Below are 16,753 nucleotides of genomic sequence, written 5' to 3' on the forward strand. Positions count from 1 at the left end.
GGGCACGGGGACACGGAAATCGTGCGCATCACCCCGCTCTTCCGGGGCTACTCCGGGTGGAGACCACGGTAGACGGCTTCCGCGAGGGCGGGGCCGAATCCCTTCACCTCCGTGATGTCCTCCACGGCCGCGGCCTTCAGTTTCCGCACGCTGCCGAAGTGCCGGACCAGTTCAGCGCGGCGCGCCGCGCCCAGCCCCCTGATCCCGTCGAGCTCACTGACCCGCATTCTCTTGCTCCGCTGCTGGCGGTGGTAGGTGATGGCGAAGCGGTGCGCCTCGTCGCGGATCTGCTGCAGCAGGTAGAGTGCCTGGCTGTTGCGCGGGAGGATGACCGGTTCACCGTCTCCCGGTACCCAGATCTCCTCCAGCCGCTTGGCCAGTCCGACGAGCGTGACGTCCGTGATACCGAGTTCGTCGAACACCGCCTGCGCGGCATTGACCTGCGGCAGGCCACCATCGACGATGAACAGGTTCGGCGGATAGGCGAACCTGCGGGCGTCGGTGGTGTGCTCCTCCACCTTCTCGTCGTCGAAGCGGGCGCCGTCGAACTCCTCCGCGTCGGGGACGTCGGTGGCGTCGCGGTGGTGCCGCAGGAACCGGCGCCGCGTGATCTCGGCGATGGACGCGACGTCGTCGCTGTGGCCGTCCCCCGCCGCCTCCCGGATCCGGTAGCGCCGGTAGTCGGATTTCCTGGGCAGGCCGTCCTCGAACACGACCAGGGAGGCCACGACATCGGTGCCGGCGATGTGGGAGATGTCGGTGCACTCGATCCGCAACGGCGCCTCGGACATGAACAACGCCTCCTGGATGTCGCGCAGGGCGGCGGAGCGCGCGGTCAGGTCCCCGACGCGCTTGAGCTTGTGCTGTCTGAGGGCTTCCCGCGCGTTGCGTTCGACGGTTTCGGCCAGGGCGCGCTTGTCACCGCGCTGGGGTACCCGGAGATCGACCTTCGCCCCCTTGAGTTCACTGAGCCACGCCGTGGTCTCCTCGGGGTCCTCCGGCAGTTCCTGGACGAGGACCTCCCTGGGGACGGGAGAGAGATGCACGTCCTGCCCGTCGTCCCCGTGGGACAACTGGTCGACCCCGCGGCGCCGGATCTTCTCGGCCTCCGACCGGTCCTCCGCCGCCCGTTCGGCCGCCTCCCCGTAGAACTGGGTGAGGAAGTTCTGGATGATCCGCGGAACCGCGGGGTCTCGACCGTCCTCCCCCATCTCGAGCCCGGTGTCACCGGTCTTCTCCACCACCCAGCCGCGCTGACCGCGGATCCGACCGCCGCGGACGTGGAAGATCTGCACCGCCGCCTCGAGTTCGTCCGTGGCACAGCAGATGACGTCGGCGTCGGTGCCGTCTCCGAGCACGACCGCCTGCTTCTCCATCGCCTTCGTGATCGCTCCGAGGTCGTCGCGCAGCCGTGCCGCCCGCTCGAAGTCCAGGGCCTCAGCGGCGTCGTTCATCTCCCGCTCCAGCCTGCGCGTGACCCGGTCGGTCTGCCCCGACATGAAGGAACAGAAGCCGTCGACGATCTCGCGGTGTTCCCCGGGACTGACCCTTCCGACACAGGGTGCCGAACACTTGTCGATGTATCCGAGGAGACAGGGGCGACCGAGTTGCCGGTGCCGGTTGAGCACCCCCCTGGAACAGGTCCGCACGGGGAAAACCCTGATCAGCAGGTCGAGCGTCTCCCGGATGGCCCACGCGTGACTGTAGGGGCCGAAGTACCGCACGCCGCGACGACGAGGACCGCGGTAGACGAAGGCCCGCGGGATCTCCTCACCGACGGTGACGGCGAGCATCGGGTAGGTCTTGTCGTCGCGGTACTTGACGTTGAATCTCGGATCGAACCGCTTGATCCACGTGTACTCGAGCTGGAGTGCCTCCACCTCACTGGACACCACGGTCCACTCGACGGAGGAGGCGGCGAACACCATCTGCCGGGTCCGCGGGTGCAGCTGGGTGACGTCCTGGAAGTAGTTGGACAACCGAGCCCGGAGGTTCTTCGCCTTCCCGACGTAGACGACTCGTCCGGATTCCTCCCGGAATTTGTACACCCCCGGTTCCGTGGGGATGGTCCCCGGCGCAGGGCGGTAGGTTGCCGGATCAGCCACGGGCTACCGGACCGTCCGCGTGCATGCGTGCGTACACCACAGTCCTCCCTGATCCGCCCTAGTCCTCGGGCATGTAGGCGTCCTCGAGATCGCGGAACCGGGACACGGCCTCGACGACCGCCTCACCGTCCGCCGACTGGAAGGCCCACATCGGGACGAACTCGAATTCCGGGAGCTCCAGTCGCGCCCAGCGGGCGCCCTTCGGGAACGACAGCCCGTAGATCACGGACCAGGGGTAGAACCGGGTGCCGATGAAGTTCCGAACCTCGACACCGTCCCCGTTGGCCCGCACGCGCGGCCTGGCTATCCCGATGCAGCAGAACGCGATGACGAGACCGACCCCGACGAAGGACCACTGGTCCACCGTGGTCACCGCGGCGCCGGTGTCCCCGATCGCGACGGCGAACGCCATGAAGATGTGGACTGCCATGACGATGACGACCGCAACGACCGCGAGGACCTTCAGACGCCGCGAGGTGACGACCAGTTCCCAGGGGTTCTCCGTGGTCGTCGGGGCGTCCGCAGCGAGCATGCGCTGGATGTCGACGCCGCCGTTCTCGGCTCCGCTGGTCTTGCCCTCAGGGTTCACGTCCACTCAATCTCTGTCTCATCGGTCCGGCTGTGCTTCTGCGCCCAGTCTAGCCCGCCACCCCCGGATTCCGGCAAAGAGCGCGGCCGGGCCCGGGCTCGCGGGTCCGGGTCAGGCGCGCACCGCCAGAGTGCGCAGATGGCCCACCTCAGCGTTGGGATCGTCGGCGCCGTAGACGGCGGAACCGGCGACGAAGGCGTCGCATCCCGCTTCAGCGGCGGCCGCGATCGTGTCCCGGGAGATCCCGCCGTCGATCTCGATGGTGCAGTCCAGGCCCCGCCGGTCGATCTCGCTGCGGAGCGTGCGCACCTTCGCCAGCTGGTCGGGTATGAAGGACTGTCCGCCGAATCCGGGTTCGACGCTCATCACGAGTACCTGGTCGAATTCACCGAGGATCGGGAGGTGGTCCTCGATCGGTGTCCCGGGGCGCAGCGAGAATGCAGCCCGGACCCCTCTCCCCCGGATGTGCCGGGCCAGGGAGACCGGATCATCGGTCGCCTCCACGTGGAAGATCACCGTGTGCGCCCCGGCGTCGATGTGGTCGTCGACCCACTTCTCGGGCTCCTCGATCATCAGGTGGACGTCGAGCGGGATGTCCGTCGCGCGGTGCGCCGCGGCGGTGATCATCGCCCCGAACGAGAGATTCGGGACGAAGTGTCCGTCCATGATGTCGACGTGGATCCAGTCGGCGTCTGAGACGCGGGCGATCTCCTCCCCGAGGCGGGTGAAGTCGGCGGACAGGATTGACGGTGCGATGATCGGCTCTGACATGCCGCCATCCTATCGTCCCGCCCGCCGGGAACGCACGGTCAGGGCGTCAGTCGCGGCCGACCCGGAGCACGCTGAAGAACATCGCGTCGGTGCCGTGGCGGTGGGGCCACATCTGGACGCTCGCGTGCTCACCGGTGTCCGCCATCCCGCACGCGAGGCCCGTTGCGTCGAGTTCCGTGACACCGAGTTCCGTCAGTGCACGATCGACGACGCCGCGGGTCTCCCGGAGATCCGGTGAACAGGTCGAGTACACGACCACCCCACCGGACCGGACCAGCGACACGGCACTGGAGAGCAACTCGAACTGGAGCTCCGTGAGTTCCGCGATGTCGGCCTCCGACTTGCGCCAGCGTGCCTCGGGTCGGCGGCGCAGGGCCCCGAGCCCGGAGCACGGGGCGTCGACGAGCACCCGGTCGTATCCGGGCTCGAGCCCCGGGTCCCGGCCGTCAGCCGTGATCACGTTGACCGGCAGTCCGCTGGTCGCGGTGCGCACGAGCTTCGCCCGGTGTTCGGACACCTCCACCGCGTCGACGCGGGCACCGTCTATCCGGGCGAGGGCACCGATGAGAGCCGCCTTGCCACCGGGTCCCGCACACAGATCGAGCCACCGGCCACGGTCCGTGCCCTCCACCGGAGCCTCGACCACCGCGCGGGCGATGATCTGGCTGCCCTCGTCCTGGACGGTCGCGAGCCGTTCCCGCAGCGGTTCCAGGTCACCGGGATCCCCCGAGTCGAGGTGTACGGCGTACGGAGAATACGGGCCAGGCTCGCCGCCGGTGGCCAGGGCCAGTTCCTCCGCGGTGATCTCGCCGGGACGGGCGGCCAGGTGGACCTTGGGCCGTTCGGAGTCAGCGGCGAGTGCCTCATCGAGTTCGGTTTCACCGAGCACCCTGGCGAAGCTCTCCGCGATCCAGACCGGATGCGCGTTCGCGAAGGCGGTGGCCGCCACTCCACCCGCCGGGGCGAGTTCGCTCATCCACTCGTCCGGGCTCCGCCTCGAGATGGTCCGCAGAACGGCGTTGACGAATCCCTTCGCCCGTTCCTGCCCGATGCCTTCAGTGAGCCGGACCCCGGTGTCCACCGCGGCGTGGGCACCGACCCGCATGTTCAGCAGCTGGTAGGCGGACAGACGGAGGATGTCGAGGACCTCCCCGTCGATGGTCTCGAGCGGACGGCTCGATGCCGCATCGATCACTTCGTCGAGGACCCCGAGCTGACGCAGCGTTCCGTAGGTGAGCTCGGTGGCGAACGCGGCGTCCCGTTCCGTGATCCCGTGGGTGCGGAGCAGGCCGGGGAGGATCAGGTTCGCGTAGGCGTCGTCGGCGCGGACCGCACGCAGGACGTGCAGTGCCGCCGCCCGGGGTGCGTCGACCCCCGCGGTCAGGGGACGGACGGATCCACCGGGGGCCGTCTTCTTCGTCGAACCGGCACGGGTTCCCACGACGTCACCCCTGGGCCGGTTCGACGACTGTGTCCGCCCCCGTTTCCCGGCTCCTCCGCCGGTGCGCCGCTGGGTGCCCGCTCCACCGTCGGTGGCTCGGGAACTGTTGCGTCCGCTGCCGCTCCGTGCGCGGAATCCACCGGATTTCTCCAAACTCATACGAGTACCGTTCCTTCTTCCGGATGCGCGCCACGCGCCCAGTCCATTGCAGCCATCATCTTCTTGCCCGGGGCCTGGATCCGCCGGAGCAGCACCACCCCGTCTCCCGTTCCGACGACGACGCCGTCGTCGGTGACCCGCAGCTCCCCGGGCGCGGGTGACCCGGGTCCGGCATCCACCGCGGCCACCGGACCGATCTTCATGCGTTGACCATTCAGTGTGGTCCACGCCCCGGGCGCCGGGGTGAAGGCGCGGATCCGCCGGTCGATCTCCGCGGAGGTCGACGTCCAGTCGATCCGGGCGTCGTCCTTGGAGATCTTCGAGGCGTAGGTCGCCTCCCCGTTCTGCGGTGTCGGTTCCAGTGAGCCGTCCGAGATGCCGTCCATGGTGTCCACCAGGAGTTGCGCGCCACGGTGGGCGAGCCTGGTGAGCAGGTCGTCGGCGGTGTCGTCCGGGGTGATCGTCTCCGTGACCCGGGCGAACACGGGACCGGTGTCCAGCCCTTCCTCGATCCGGAAGGTGGCGGCCCCCGTCCGCCGGTCGCCGGCCGCTATCGCGGCCTGCACGGGAGCGGCACCGCGCCATGCCGGGAGGAGGGAGAAGTGCAGGTTCACCCACCCGTGGGGGGCGGCCCCGAGGAGATCCGGGGTGATGAGGTTGCCGTACGCGACCACGGGGATGCAGTCGGGTGCGAGCTCCGCGAGTCGTGCGCGCAGTGCGCGGCCGTCTTCGGAGTCGGGCTTCATGGTGGTGGGTCTGAGAATCTCGACGCCGTGGGCGGCGGCGAGCTCCGCCACGGGCGACGGACGCAGGGTACGGCCCCGGCCACGACGGGCATCGGGTCTCGTGATCACCGCCACGACCTCGTGGCTCGAGGCCAGCAGTTTCTCGAGTGCGACGACTGCGGGTTCCGGGGTGCCGGCGAAAACCAGGCGCATGGGTGGGGAGCATCCTTACTACGGGGATCGTCTGTCAACGTCCCATCCTACGGCCCTGCACCGGATCGGTTGAACTCCGCCGCCCCGTCCCCGGATGACGGTGATCAGCCGACGTGCAGCGGGTCGATCTGGATGCGGAGGGGAAGCTCGTCCTTGCGCACGGCCCGCGCGGTCCGTCCCGCCCTCAGCGCCCTGCCGAGTGCACTCCGGGGCCCGGATCCGAGAGGCACCCTGACGAGGAGCCGTTGCGGGGGTCCGAACCGCGACTCGTCGTACTCCCCCGGCAGTGGGGAACCCGGCGGGAGGTCGACCGGGCCCAGGATGTCCGCCCCCTCCGGTAGGTCGACCAGGTCGAGAAACTCGTCGAGGGTCGCCTGGGGCCCGTCCACCGCGGCCAGGTGGACAGCCGGGGGAAGATCAACTTCACGACGCTGGGCCAGTTCCATCGCCGCCGCGGTGACGGGATCCCACCGGATCAACGCCTGGACCGGGGCCAGCGCCGGGTCGGCGACCACGATCACCTCTCCTCCGTCCCCGTTGGGGGCGACGAGGGTCGCTGCCGCCATCCACTTCGCCAGTGTGTCCTCCGTCGCACGGAGGTCGGCCCGACCCAGGAGCGCCCAGGTGTCGAGCAGCAGGCAGGCCCCGTAGGAACCGTCCTTGACGGGTGGTTCGGCACCGGGGGTGGACACCACGAGCCGGGCGCCCGCCGGCACCTCGTCGAGGACCCGGGTTCCACCGGACGTCGAGACCGGGACCCTCGGGAACGCCCTGCCCAGCTCCTCCGCGGTCCGTTCGGAGCCGAGGACCACGGCACGGAGCCGGACCGACCCGCAGTTGCCGCACCGGTGGTTGGCGGCGGGCCGTCCGCACCACCGGCACGTCGGTACGCCGGGTGCGTCGTCGCCGCCGGCGGGGAGCCCGAGTGGGCCGTTGCAGGCGCGGCACCGGACGGGTGACCGGCACTGTCCGCACGCCAGGGTCGGCACGTATCCCTTGCGTGGGGTCTGGATCAGCACCGGCTCGTCCCGGCCCAGCGCCCTGCGGACCGCATCGAAAGCGACGGCAGGGAGCCTGGCGGACCTGGCAAGCGGGTCGCGCTCGAGTGCGACGTCACTGTCGGCGGTGGCCCGGACGCGGGGCATCCGCTGGCGCAGGACCTCGCGCGGGGCCACGAGATCGTGCATCCAGCCCTGCTCGACCATGAGCTGCACCTCGGTGGTGCGGGTGTGACCGCCGAGGATGAGCGCGCAGCCGCTCTGTGCGCTGCGGGTGGTGAGCACCTCGCGGGCGTGTGCGTAGGGTGCGCGGGGGTCGATCAGGTTGTCGTCCCCGTCATGGAGGAGCACGGCCAGCCTGAGGTCCGCGACCGGGGCGTAGGCGGCACTCCGGGTCCCGATGACGAGCCGGCCCTGGCCGTGGAGGACGGAAAGGAAACGTCGGTAGCGAGCCTGCGGCCCGAGAGCGGAATTCAGTACGGTGATCTGCCGCGCGGAGACCAGTTCCCGCAGCGCGGACTCCAGGGCGTCGACGTCGCGTTGGTCCGGCAGCACGATGAGGACCCCACCTCCGGACCGCGCGGTCGCGACGGCCAGCCCCGCGAGGGCCGACGACCAGTCGTCACCGGGGGCGACCTGCCAGGCTGCGCGTGCCGCGCGGCCGGCGAGGACGGCGTCGACGAAGTTCGGTCCGTGCAGGTAGCTGAGCCACGGGGAGAGATCGGGTTCGGTGACGGCGCCGAGGTCATCCCAGGGAGTGGAGGTGTCGGAGTTCTCCGCGGTGGCGTGCCGGGCCGGGACCGCGGAACGGATCAGATCGCTGCGGACCCCTCCGTACCGGTCACACAGGGATTCGACGAGAGCGCGGGTCTCTTCCGGGTAGACGATCTCCGGGGAGATCACCCGGTCCAGCCAGGCGAGGTTTCCCGCGTGGTCGCTGACGGACGTCCGAGAGAGCACCACCGCGTCAACGAGGCGCCCGGAGAACCGGATGCGGACCTTCACCCCGGGTCGGCAGTCGGCGTGCTGCTTCTCGTCGACGAGATAGTCGAAGGGCCGGTCCAGGTGCGCGAGCCCGAGAAGTGGCAGAACCCGTGCCACCGGCGCACTCGGAGCCGGGGAACGGGGTCTGGACATGCCGGCAATTGTATATCGCCGGCGCGACGGAACGGGTCAGAGGCCGGCTGCGGCCCGGAGCTCGTCGACCCGGTTGAGCTGCTCCCAGGGGAGATCGAGATCCGTCCGGCCGAAGTGGCCGTACGCGGCGGTGTCGGCGTAGATCGGGCGGAGCAGATCAAGCTCCCGGATGATCGCGCCCGGACGCAGGTCGAACACCTGCGCCACGGCTCCCTGGATGTCGGCGTCGGTCAGGCCGCTGTGCGCGGTTCCGAAGGTCTCCACGTAGAGCCCCACCGGGTTGGCCCGGCCGATGGCGTAGGCGACCTGGACCTCGGCGCGGTCCGCGAGACCCGCGGCGACGATGTTCTTCGCGACCCAGCGCATGGCGTAGGCGCCGGAGCGGTCGACCTTGCTCGGGTCCTTGCCGGAGAACGCACCGCCGCCGTGGCGGGCCATGCCGCCGTAGGTGTCGACGATGATCTTCCGGCCGGTGAGCCCGGCGTCGCCCATGGGGCCGCCGACGACGAAGGAGCCGGAGGGGTTGATGAGGATGGTCAGATCCCCGTCGACGAAGTCCTCGAGCTGTGCCTCGCGGATGACGTGGTCGATCACGTGGCTCCGCAGCTGCTCTTCCAGCCACTCCTGGCTGACGTCGGGATCATGCTGGGTAGAGATGACCACCGTATCCAGCCTCACGGGCCGGTCGTCGCCGTCGTAGGCGAAGGTGACCTGGGTCTTCCCGTCGGGCCGGAGGTTGGGGACGATACCCTCCTTGCGGACCTGGGTCAGTCGGCGCGCGAGCCGGTGGGCCGTGGCCGCGGGCAGCGGCATGTACTCGGGGGTCTCGTTCGAGGCGTACCCGAACATGAGTCCCTGGTCGCCGGCACCGCTCTGGTTGTCGTCGTCCCCGGTGTCACCGTTCCGGACCTCGTGGGAGGTGTCGACGCCGGCGCCGATCTCCTGGGACTGTTCCCCGATCGCGACGGTGACGCCACAGGTGGTTCCGTCGAAGCCGACCTCGGAGGACGTGAATCCGATGTCGCGGAGCTTGGTGCGCACGAGTGCGGGGATCTCGACGTACCCGGAGCAGCGGACCTCACCGACGACGTGGACGAGTCCGGTGGTGACGACGGTCTCGACGGCGACCCTGGAGTGCGGGTCGACCTTGAGCATGGCGTCGAGGATCGTGTCGGAGATGGCGTCGCAGATCTTGTCCGGGTGCCCTTCAGTGACCGATTCGCTGGTGAACAGACGGACGGCGGTGGTGCCTACAGCCACGGTACTTCCTTCTCAACTCGGTGATTTCCTGGTTCGGCGGGCTCGCGAGGTGTTCCGGGGCGACTGTACGGGAAGTCGCGGAGCGCACCGTTGGGACGCCGGATCCGGCGGCACCATGTTCAATATAGACCAAGCTGTCTAAAACTGCAACGGTGCCCTCACCCGCCCGTCACGGGTCCGCGGAGCGTGCGGAGCATCCCGTCACCGCTCCGTGGTGATCCGCACCACAGAATCGAGAATCAGGGAGGCCACCTCGAGCTTCGTGCCGTCCGGGACCTCCGTGGAGGAACCGTCGGGCGAGATCAGCCACCCGCGGTTGCGGTTCCGGCCGAACACCTTCCCCGAGCTGACGTCATTGCACATCAGAAGGTCACAGCCCTTCCGCCGGACCTTCCGGAGTGCGTGGTCCAGAACGGAGGCCCTCTCGTCGCCGGTCTCCGCCGCGAAGCCGACGATCACCGTGTCCGCCGGAATCCGCCCATCCCGGCGGGCCGCGGTGAGGCCCGCGAGAATGTCCGGGTTCTCGGTGAGCTCGACGGCGGTCGGCGCCGACTCCGAGTTCTTCTTGAGCTTCGCGGGCGCGGTGACCGTGGGCCGGTAGTCCGCGACGGCGGCGGCCATGATGATGACGTCCTGTTCGGCGGCCCGGGCGGTCACCTCCCCGGCGAGTTCCCGGGCCGAGGAGATTCGGATGACCTCGGCACCGCACGGTGCCGGGAGCTCATCGGTGGCCCCGGCGATCAGGGTCACCTCGGCACCGCGCTGAGCCGCGACCTCTGCGAGCGCGAAGCCCTGCCTGCCGGAGCTGCGGTTCCCCAGGTAGCGGACGGGGTCGATGTTCTCCCTGGTCCCACCGGCGGTGATGAGGACCCGGCGACCGGACAGGTCCTGCGGCAGCTCACGTCCGGCGAGCCGCAGGAGGGACAGGGCGATGATCTGCTCCGGATCAGGCAACCTCCCCGCCCCGGAATCCGCTCCGGTGAGACGTCCGTGCGCGGGCTCCAGCACGGTCACCCCCCGTTCGCGCAGGGTCGCGACGTTCGCGCGGGTGGCCGGGTGGTTCCACATCTCGGTGTGCATCGCTGGCGCGACCACGACGGGACAGGTGGCGACGAGACAGGTCGCGGTGAGCAGATCGTCGGCCCTGCCCGTCGCGAGACGAGCCAGCAGATCCGCGGTTGCGGGGGCGATGACCACGAGATCGGCCTCCTGGCCGACCCGGACGTGCTGCACCCGGTGGACGCGGTCGAAGACCCCGGTGGCGACGGGCTGACCGGACAGCGCCTCGAAGGTCGCCGCACCGACGAAGTTGAGTGCGGATTCCGTCGGTACGACACGGACGGCGTGCCCTCGTTCCGTGAAGCCCCGGACTATGTGGCAGGACTTGTAGGCGGCGATACCACCGGCGACGCCGAGAACGATGTTCCCGGGATGGTTGCTCGCGGTGTCGTGGGGTGCCGGAGTGTCAGAGGGCGACGTACTGGTCACGGGGTCCTTCAATCATCGGTGGAGATTCGGTCGGGGCGCCGGGACCGACGCCGGAAAACACGAGACCCCTCCCCCTCCGTGATGCGGACGGTCCGGCGGCTCCGGGGCCGACGGTGTCCGTGGAAGAGGGAAGGGTGCATGTGGAACGGCGAATGCGTCGGAACCGACGTTGAGGGTCTCAGCCTTCCTCGTGGTCGAGCATTCCGCGGTTGATCTCGCGGAGCGCGACAGTGAGGGGCTTCGCCTGACTGTCGTCGATCAGCGGGCCAACGAACTCGAAGACACCTTCATCACGCTGATGGAGGTAGCTGTTGATCTGACGCGCCCGCTTGGCGGCGAAGATCACGAGGGCGTACTTCGAGGACACCTTGTCCAGCAGTTCGTCGATCGGCGGATCGGTGATACCGACCGGCGGATCGAAGACGGCCTCGGTTGCGGTGATGTCATTGGTCACTGTTTAGCACCTTCAAGAGTCGGGGAAGAAAAAGTGTTGCTGGTTCGCCCGGGAGAACTGGATTCCCGGACCTGTCAGTCGCCGGTGAGGATCGCGCGGATCTGCGCGACAGACCGGTCCACGTCGTCGTTGACGACGATGTGGTCGAACTCGTCCGCGGAGGCGAGCTCCTCCCTGGCCGTCTGCAACCGGCGCTCGATGACGTCGGCCGGTTCCGTGCCACGTCCCGTCAGGCGTTCCACGAGCGTCTCCCACGAAGGGGGCGCGAGGAACACCGTCCGGGATTCGGGCATGATCCGGGCGACGTTGCGTGCCCCGACCAGATCCACCTCCACGAGCACGGGGCGCCGGAGTTCCAGCGCCTCGCGGACAGGCCGGGCGGGCGTTCCGGACCGCTGCAGGCCACCGTGAATCTCAGCCCATTCGAGCATGTCACCCGCGTCGATGGTCCGCTGGAACTCCTCCGGGGTGACGTAGAGGTAGTCACGGCCGTGAACTTCTCCGGGACGTGGCGCGCGGGTCGTCATCGACACGGAGAAGAACAGGTCGGGCACTTCATCGCGGAGCCGATTGACCACGGTCGACTTACCGACCGCGGAAGGCCCGGCGAGCACGACGAGGCGTGCTGGGGTCCGATCACCCGACATATCGACGACTAGTCCTCTTCGGAGAAGCCGAAACGCTCCAGAAGCGCGCGGCGCTGGCGGTCACCGAGGCCACGGAGACGGCGGGTCTGCGCGATCTCGAGCTCCTCCATGATCTCCTTGGCCTTGACCTTGCCCACCTTGGGCATGGCCTCGAGCAGTGCGGAGACCTTGGTCTTGCCGATGATCTCATCGCTCTGTGCCTGGGCGAGCACCTCCTTGAGGTTGGTGCCACCTCGCTTCAGCTTCTCCTTCAGCTCGGCGCGCGCCTTGCGGGCCTCAGCGGCCTTGGCAAGGGCATCCTTGCGCTGCTCATCAGTCAACTTGGGAAGGGCCACGGGGTTCCTCCGTTTTTCATTTTCTCGGACAGTGTCATTGGGTAGTCGCGGGGTCCGGTTCTACCAGTTCCCGCCGGCTCCGGCACCGCTAATCTCATCGGTGTCAGCCAGCGAACTTGGAACAGTCTAACACTAGTGACGCAAAGTCAAAGGTCGGGGCGGGAAAAGGCGCCACGGCGACGCGGCGAATTCCCGCTGACCAGCGGTTTCCCCACCACGCGCCCGGGCCTCAGCCGCCGAATGCCCCCGACTGCTCCGCACAGGCTTTCCGCAGGTCACCAACGTTCGGTCCCGCGCGCAGAATGCCGCGGGAAACGCTGGCGAAAGCCAACGGCTCGACGCCGCGGGTGAGTAGCTCCACATCGTCGGGTCCGGCCCCCTGGGCGCCGACCCCGGGAAGGAGCACCGGGCCACCGAGTTCCGCCAGGGCCGGGGCGTCGGTCACCGTCGCACCGACCACGACCCCGCAGGGGCCGAATCCCCCGCGGGCGACGAAGGGTGCGTTGTGGGCGGCGCAGGAATCGACGACGTACTGCGCGACGGACGTCCCGTCAGAGCGGCCCGCACGCTGCACCTCGGGACCCTCGGGATTCGAGGTCGCGGCGAGCACGAACACGCCCCTCCCCTTCTCCACGGCCAGGGACACGGCCGGGTCCAGGGAACCGAACCCGAGGTACGGGGAGACGGTCACGGCGTCCACGGCGAGCGGCGAGTCGTCGTCGAGCCAGGCACCCGCGTAGGCGGCCATGGTGGAACCGATGTCGCCCCGCTTCGCGTCCGCGAGCACCAGACACCCGGCGTCGCGCAGTGCGGAGATCGTCTCCTCCAGCACCGCATAGCCGGCACTGCCGTACCGCTCGAAGAAGGCGACCTGGGGCTTGACGAGGGCAGCGGTGTCCGCGAAGGCGTCCACGCAGATCCGGGCGAAGTCGGCCAGCCCGGTGGCATCGACCGTCAGCCCCCAGTCACGGAGCAGACCCGGGTGCGGGTCGATGCCGACGCACAGCCGACCACGGTCCGCACCGGCCGCGGCGAGCCGGTCCCCGAAGGAGGGGGTCACGGTGCCGCTCATTCCTTCTCCCGGACCATGTCGACGGCATGATCGAGCTGCTGCAGCGCACGCACGGTGAGCTCGCCGGAACGCATGGCCTCGATGCCCTGGACGGCCGCGGTGACGCCCTGGACGGTGGTCACCAGCGGCACTCCGACCGAAACCGCGGAGGAACGGATGTCGTAACCGTCGTGCCGCGCACCGGCGGATCCGGCGGGTGTGTTGAGGATGAGGTCGATGTCCCCGCCCAGGATCCGGTCGACCACGGAGATCCTGTCGTCGCCCTCCTTGACGTCGGAGTGCTTGTACACGACCTCGCACTCGATCCCGTTGCGGCGCAGCATCTGCGCCGTGCCGGAGGTGGCCAGAATCCTGAACCCGAGGGTGGCCAGTCGCTGGATCGGGAAGATCAGGGTCCGCTTGTCCCGGTTGGCGACGGAGACGAAGACCGTCCCCTCGGTGGGCAGGCCCCCGTAGGCGCCGTCCTCTGCCTTGGCGTAGGCGGCTCCGAAGTTGTCCGCCAGGCCCATGACCTCACCGGTGGACTTCATCTCCGGGGAAAGCAGGCTGTCGAGCAGGGATCCGTCCGCCCGCCGGAACCGGTTGAACGGCAGGACCGCCTCCTTGACCGCGATGGGTGCGTCGAGCGGCAGTGAACCGCCGTCGTGGCTGGTCGGGATCATGCCTTCCTGCCGAAGCTCGGCCAGTGTCGCGCCGAGGGAGATCCGGGCCGCGGCCTTGGCCAGCGGGACGCCCGTGGCCTTGGACACGAACGGGACGGTGCGGGAGGCGCGGGGGTTGGCCTCGATGACGTAGAGGATGTCGTCCTTCAGGGCGTACTGGACGTTCATCAGGCCCCGGACACCGATCCCGTGCGCCAGCTTGACCGTGGACTCGCGGACCTTGGCGATGTCCTCTGGGCCGAGCGTCATGGGCGGCAGCGCACACGCGGAGTCGCCGGAGTGGATGCCGGCCTCCTCGATGTGTTCCATCACGCCGGCGAGATAGACCTCGTCGCCGTCGCAGAGGGCGTCGACATCGATCTCGATGGCGTTGTCCAGGAACCGGTCCACGAGGACCGGGTGATCCGTGGTGATCTCGGTGGCGCGGTCGATGTAGTCGGACAGCGACTGCTCGTCGTAGACGATCTCCATTCCGCGTCCACCGAGCACGTAGCTCGGGCGGACGAGGACCGGGTAGCCGATCTCCTCGGCGACGGCGCGGGCCTCCCTGAAGGAGGTTGCGGTGCCGAAGGCCGGGGCCGGGAGCTCCGCCTTGCGCAGCACCTCGCCGAACTCGCCGCGGTCCTCGGCGAGGTCGATCGCCTCGGGGCTGGTGCCCACGACCGGGACACCGGCATCGCGGAGTTTCTCCGCCAGACCCAGCGGGGTCTGGCCACCGAGCTGGACGATGACGCCCGCGACGGTGCCTGACTGCGTCTCGGCGTGGTAGACCTCCATGACGTCCTCGAACGTCAGCGGCTCGAAGTAGAGCCTGTCGGCGGTGTCATAGTCGGTGGAGACCGTCTCCGGGTTGCAGTTCACCATGACGGTCTCGTATCCGACGCGGGAGAGCTCGAGTGCGGCGTGCACGCAGGAGTAGTCGAACTCGATGCCCTGGCCGATCCGATTCGGACCGGAGCCGAGGATGATGACCTTCTCCCGTTCGGTCTGGGGCGCGACCTCGGATTCCGCCGCCGGGTCGAGCTCGTAGGCCGAGTAGTGGTACGGGGTCTTCGCCTCGAACTCGGCGGCACAGGTGTCGACGGTCTTGAAGACGGGGCGGACGCCGAGGGACCAGCGCAGGCGACGGACCCCGTCCTCGCCGGCGAGCTCCGGGCGCAGTGCCGCGATCTGTAGGTCGGACAGTCCGTACCACTTCGCGGTGCGCAGCAGCTCCGCGGTGAGCACCGGTGCGTTCTCGAGGACCGAACGGAAGTCGACGAGCGCCTGCAGCTCGCCGAGGAACCAGGGGTCGATCCCGCTGGCCTCGTGGACCTGCTCGACGGTGGCCCCGAGCCGGAGCGCCAGCTCCGCGTCGTAGATGCGGCCCTCGGTCGGACGCTTCAGGTCGGCGAGCACGGCCTCGACGTCGGTGGCCCTGTCGCCGGCGAAGAACTCGTCGGGCTTCGTCCAGAACCCGGTCTGCTTGGTCTCGAGGGACCGCATGACCTTGCCGAGTGCGGCGATGTAGTTGCGGCCCAGGGACATCGCCTCACCGACGGACTTCATGGTCGTGGTGAGGGTGTCGTCGGCACCGGGGAACTTCTCGAAGGCGAAGCGCGGTGCCTTGACGACGACGTAGTCGAGGGTCGGTTCGAAGGCGGCCGGGGTGACGCCGGTGATGTCGTTGGTGATCTCGTCGAGCGTGTAGCCGATGGCGAGCTTGGCGGCGATCTTCGCGATCGGGAAGCCGGTCGCCTTGGACGCCAGCGCCGAGGAGCGGGAGACGCGGGGGTTCATCTCGATGGTGATGAGACGCCCGTCGTCGGGATTGATGGCGAACTGGATGTTGCAGCCACCGGTGTCGACGCCGACCTCGCGGAGGATCGCGAAGCCCTGGTCGCGCATGATCTGGAATTCACGGTCCGTCAGCGTCATGGAGGGCGCGACGGTGACGGAGTCTCCGGTGTGGACGCCGAGGGCGTCGACGTTCTCGATGGAACAGACGACGACGCAGTTGTCGTTGGCGTCGCGCATGAGCTCGAGCTCGAACTCCTTCCAGCCGAGGATGGACTCCTCGATGAGGACGTTGGCCTCGGGGCTGGCGGCCAGTCCCCCGCCGGCGATCCGCTCGAGGTCCTCGTCCGTGTAGGCGAGTCCGCTGCCGAGGCCGCCCATGGTGAACGACGGCCGGACGACGACGGGCAGGCCGAGTTCGGCGACGGTCTCGCGGACCTCGTCCATGTTGTGGCAGACCCGCGAGCGGGCGGATTCGCCACCGATGCGCTCGACGATGTCCTTGAACTTCTGCCGGTCCTCGCCGCGTTCGATCGCGTCGATGTCCGCACCGATCAGTTCGACGTCGTACTTCTTCAGGCTGCCGCGGCGGTCGAGGGCGATGGCGGCGTTCAGAGCGGTCTGCCCGCCGAGGGTCGCGAGGACGGCGTCGACGGGGTGGCCGGCGGCGCGTTCCGCCTCGAAGATCTTCTCGATGTACTCGGGCCGGATCGGCTCGACGTAGGTGTGGTCGGCGAACTCGGGATCGGTCATGATCGTCGCCGGGTTGGAGTTGATGAGGGTGACCCGCAGCCCCTCTTCCTTGAGGACCCGGCAGGCCTGGGTGCCGGAGTAGTCGAACTCGCAGGCCTGTCCGATGACGATCGGCCCGGAGCCGATGACCAGGACGTGGTTGATGTCACTACGTTTGGGCATTGGTTC

General features: G+C 68.9%; 13 protein-coding genes. All 13 read right to left on the reverse strand.

The features are described 5' to 3' along the window. Positions 1-47: 47 nt before the first annotated feature. Positions 48-2,105, reverse strand: a complete 2,058-nt coding sequence (gene uvrC, locus JIM95_RS00855; protein WP_200257625.1) for an excinuclease ABC subunit UvrC — start codon at positions 2,103-2,105, stop codon at positions 48-50. A gap of 58 nt (positions 2,106-2,163) precedes the next feature. Further along, positions 2,164-2,637 carry a PH domain-containing protein gene (locus JIM95_RS00860; RefSeq protein WP_200257789.1) on the reverse strand — a complete coding sequence of 158 codons (474 nt, stop codon included), beginning with the start codon at positions 2,635-2,637 and terminating at the stop codon, positions 2,164-2,166. A 168-nt stretch (positions 2,638-2,805) separates the two neighbouring features. Next, positions 2,806-3,465, reverse strand: coding sequence for a ribulose-phosphate 3-epimerase (gene rpe, locus JIM95_RS00865; protein WP_200257627.1), 660 nt, complete (start codon positions 3,463-3,465; stop codon positions 2,806-2,808). Positions 3,466-3,511: 46 nt separating this feature from the next. Further along, positions 3,512-5,065, reverse strand: coding sequence for an RsmB/NOP family class I SAM-dependent RNA methyltransferase (locus JIM95_RS00870; RefSeq protein WP_200257629.1), 1,554 nt, complete (start codon positions 5,063-5,065; stop codon positions 3,512-3,514). After that, entirely contained in the window at positions 5,062-6,003 is a 942-nt protein-coding gene (gene fmt, locus JIM95_RS00875; protein WP_200257631.1) for a methionyl-tRNA formyltransferase, read from the reverse strand. Before fmt ends, JIM95_RS00870 begins: the two co-directional genes overlap by 4 nt. A gap of 104 nt (positions 6,004-6,107) precedes the next feature. Then, positions 6,108-8,138 (reverse strand): primosomal protein N', encoded by a 2,031-nt coding sequence (locus JIM95_RS00880; protein ID WP_200257633.1) that lies wholly within the window; start codon positions 8,136-8,138, stop codon positions 6,108-6,110. Between the two features lie 36 nt (positions 8,139-8,174). Then, on the reverse strand, positions 8,175-9,398 hold the full coding sequence (gene metK / locus JIM95_RS00885; RefSeq protein ID WP_200257635.1) for a methionine adenosyltransferase: 1,224 nt from the start codon (positions 9,396-9,398) through the stop codon (positions 8,175-8,177). Between the two features lie 201 nt (positions 9,399-9,599). Then, positions 9,600-10,886: a bifunctional phosphopantothenoylcysteine decarboxylase/phosphopantothenate--cysteine ligase CoaBC gene (coaBC, locus tag JIM95_RS00890; RefSeq protein ID WP_410170730.1), complete on the reverse strand. Its 1,287-nt coding sequence runs from the start codon at positions 10,884-10,886 to the stop codon at positions 9,600-9,602. A 178-nt stretch (positions 10,887-11,064) separates the two neighbouring features. Further along, positions 11,065-11,340, reverse strand: a complete 276-nt coding sequence (rpoZ, locus tag JIM95_RS00895) for a DNA-directed RNA polymerase subunit omega (RefSeq protein WP_198735977.1) — start codon at positions 11,338-11,340, stop codon at positions 11,065-11,067. A 74-nt stretch (positions 11,341-11,414) separates the two neighbouring features. Continuing rightward, positions 11,415-11,987, reverse strand: coding sequence for a guanylate kinase (gmk, locus tag JIM95_RS00900; protein WP_200257636.1), 573 nt, complete (start codon positions 11,985-11,987; stop codon positions 11,415-11,417). An 8-nt stretch (positions 11,988-11,995) separates the two neighbouring features. After that, positions 11,996-12,322 (reverse strand): integration host factor, actinobacterial type, encoded by a 327-nt coding sequence (gene mihF, locus JIM95_RS00905; RefSeq protein WP_198735979.1) that lies wholly within the window; start codon positions 12,320-12,322, stop codon positions 11,996-11,998. A 229-nt stretch (positions 12,323-12,551) separates the two neighbouring features. Beyond that, the gene (gene pyrF / locus JIM95_RS00910; protein ID WP_200257637.1) at positions 12,552-13,382 is read right to left on the reverse strand and encodes an orotidine-5'-phosphate decarboxylase; all 831 of its coding nucleotides are present in this window, start codon (positions 13,380-13,382) and stop codon (positions 12,552-12,554) included. 8 nt (positions 13,383-13,390) lie between these two features. Further along, complete coding sequence (gene carB, locus JIM95_RS00915; protein WP_200257641.1) at positions 13,391-16,747, reverse strand: carbamoyl-phosphate synthase large subunit; 3,357 nt, start codon at positions 16,745-16,747, stop codon at positions 13,391-13,393. Between the last annotated feature and the right edge of the window lie 6 nt (positions 16,748-16,753).

The sequence above is a fragment of the Corynebacterium antarcticum genome, assembly GCF_016595285.2.
Lineage (GTDB): Bacteria > Actinomycetota > Actinomycetes > Mycobacteriales > Mycobacteriaceae > Corynebacterium > Corynebacterium antarcticum.

Bases quoted from the DNA above. Each gene is read 5' to 3' on its own strand.
- JIM95_RS00880 (WP_200257633.1), bottom strand. From the start codon at position 8,138: ATGTCCAGACCCCGTTCCCCGGCTCCGAGTGCGCCGGTGGCACGGGTT.
- JIM95_RS00870 (WP_200257629.1), bottom strand. From the start codon at position 5,065: ATGAGTTTGGAGAAATCCGGTGGATTCCGCGCACGGAGCGGCAGCGGA.
- gmk (WP_200257636.1), bottom strand. From the start codon at position 11,987: ATGTCGGGTGATCGGACCCCAGCACGCCTCGTCGTGCTCGCCGGGCCT.
- rpe (WP_200257627.1), bottom strand. From the start codon at position 3,465: ATGTCAGAGCCGATCATCGCACCGTCAATCCTGTCCGCCGACTTCACC.
- fmt (WP_200257631.1), bottom strand. From the start codon at position 6,003: ATGCGCCTGGTTTTCGCCGGCACCCCGGAACCCGCAGTCGTCGCACTC.
- carB (WP_200257641.1), bottom strand. From the start codon at position 16,747: ATGCCCAAACGTAGTGACATCAACCACGTCCTGGTCATCGGCTCCGGG.
- JIM95_RS00860 (WP_200257789.1), bottom strand. From the start codon at position 2,637: ATGCTCGCTGCGGACGCCCCGACGACCACGGAGAACCCCTGGGAACTG.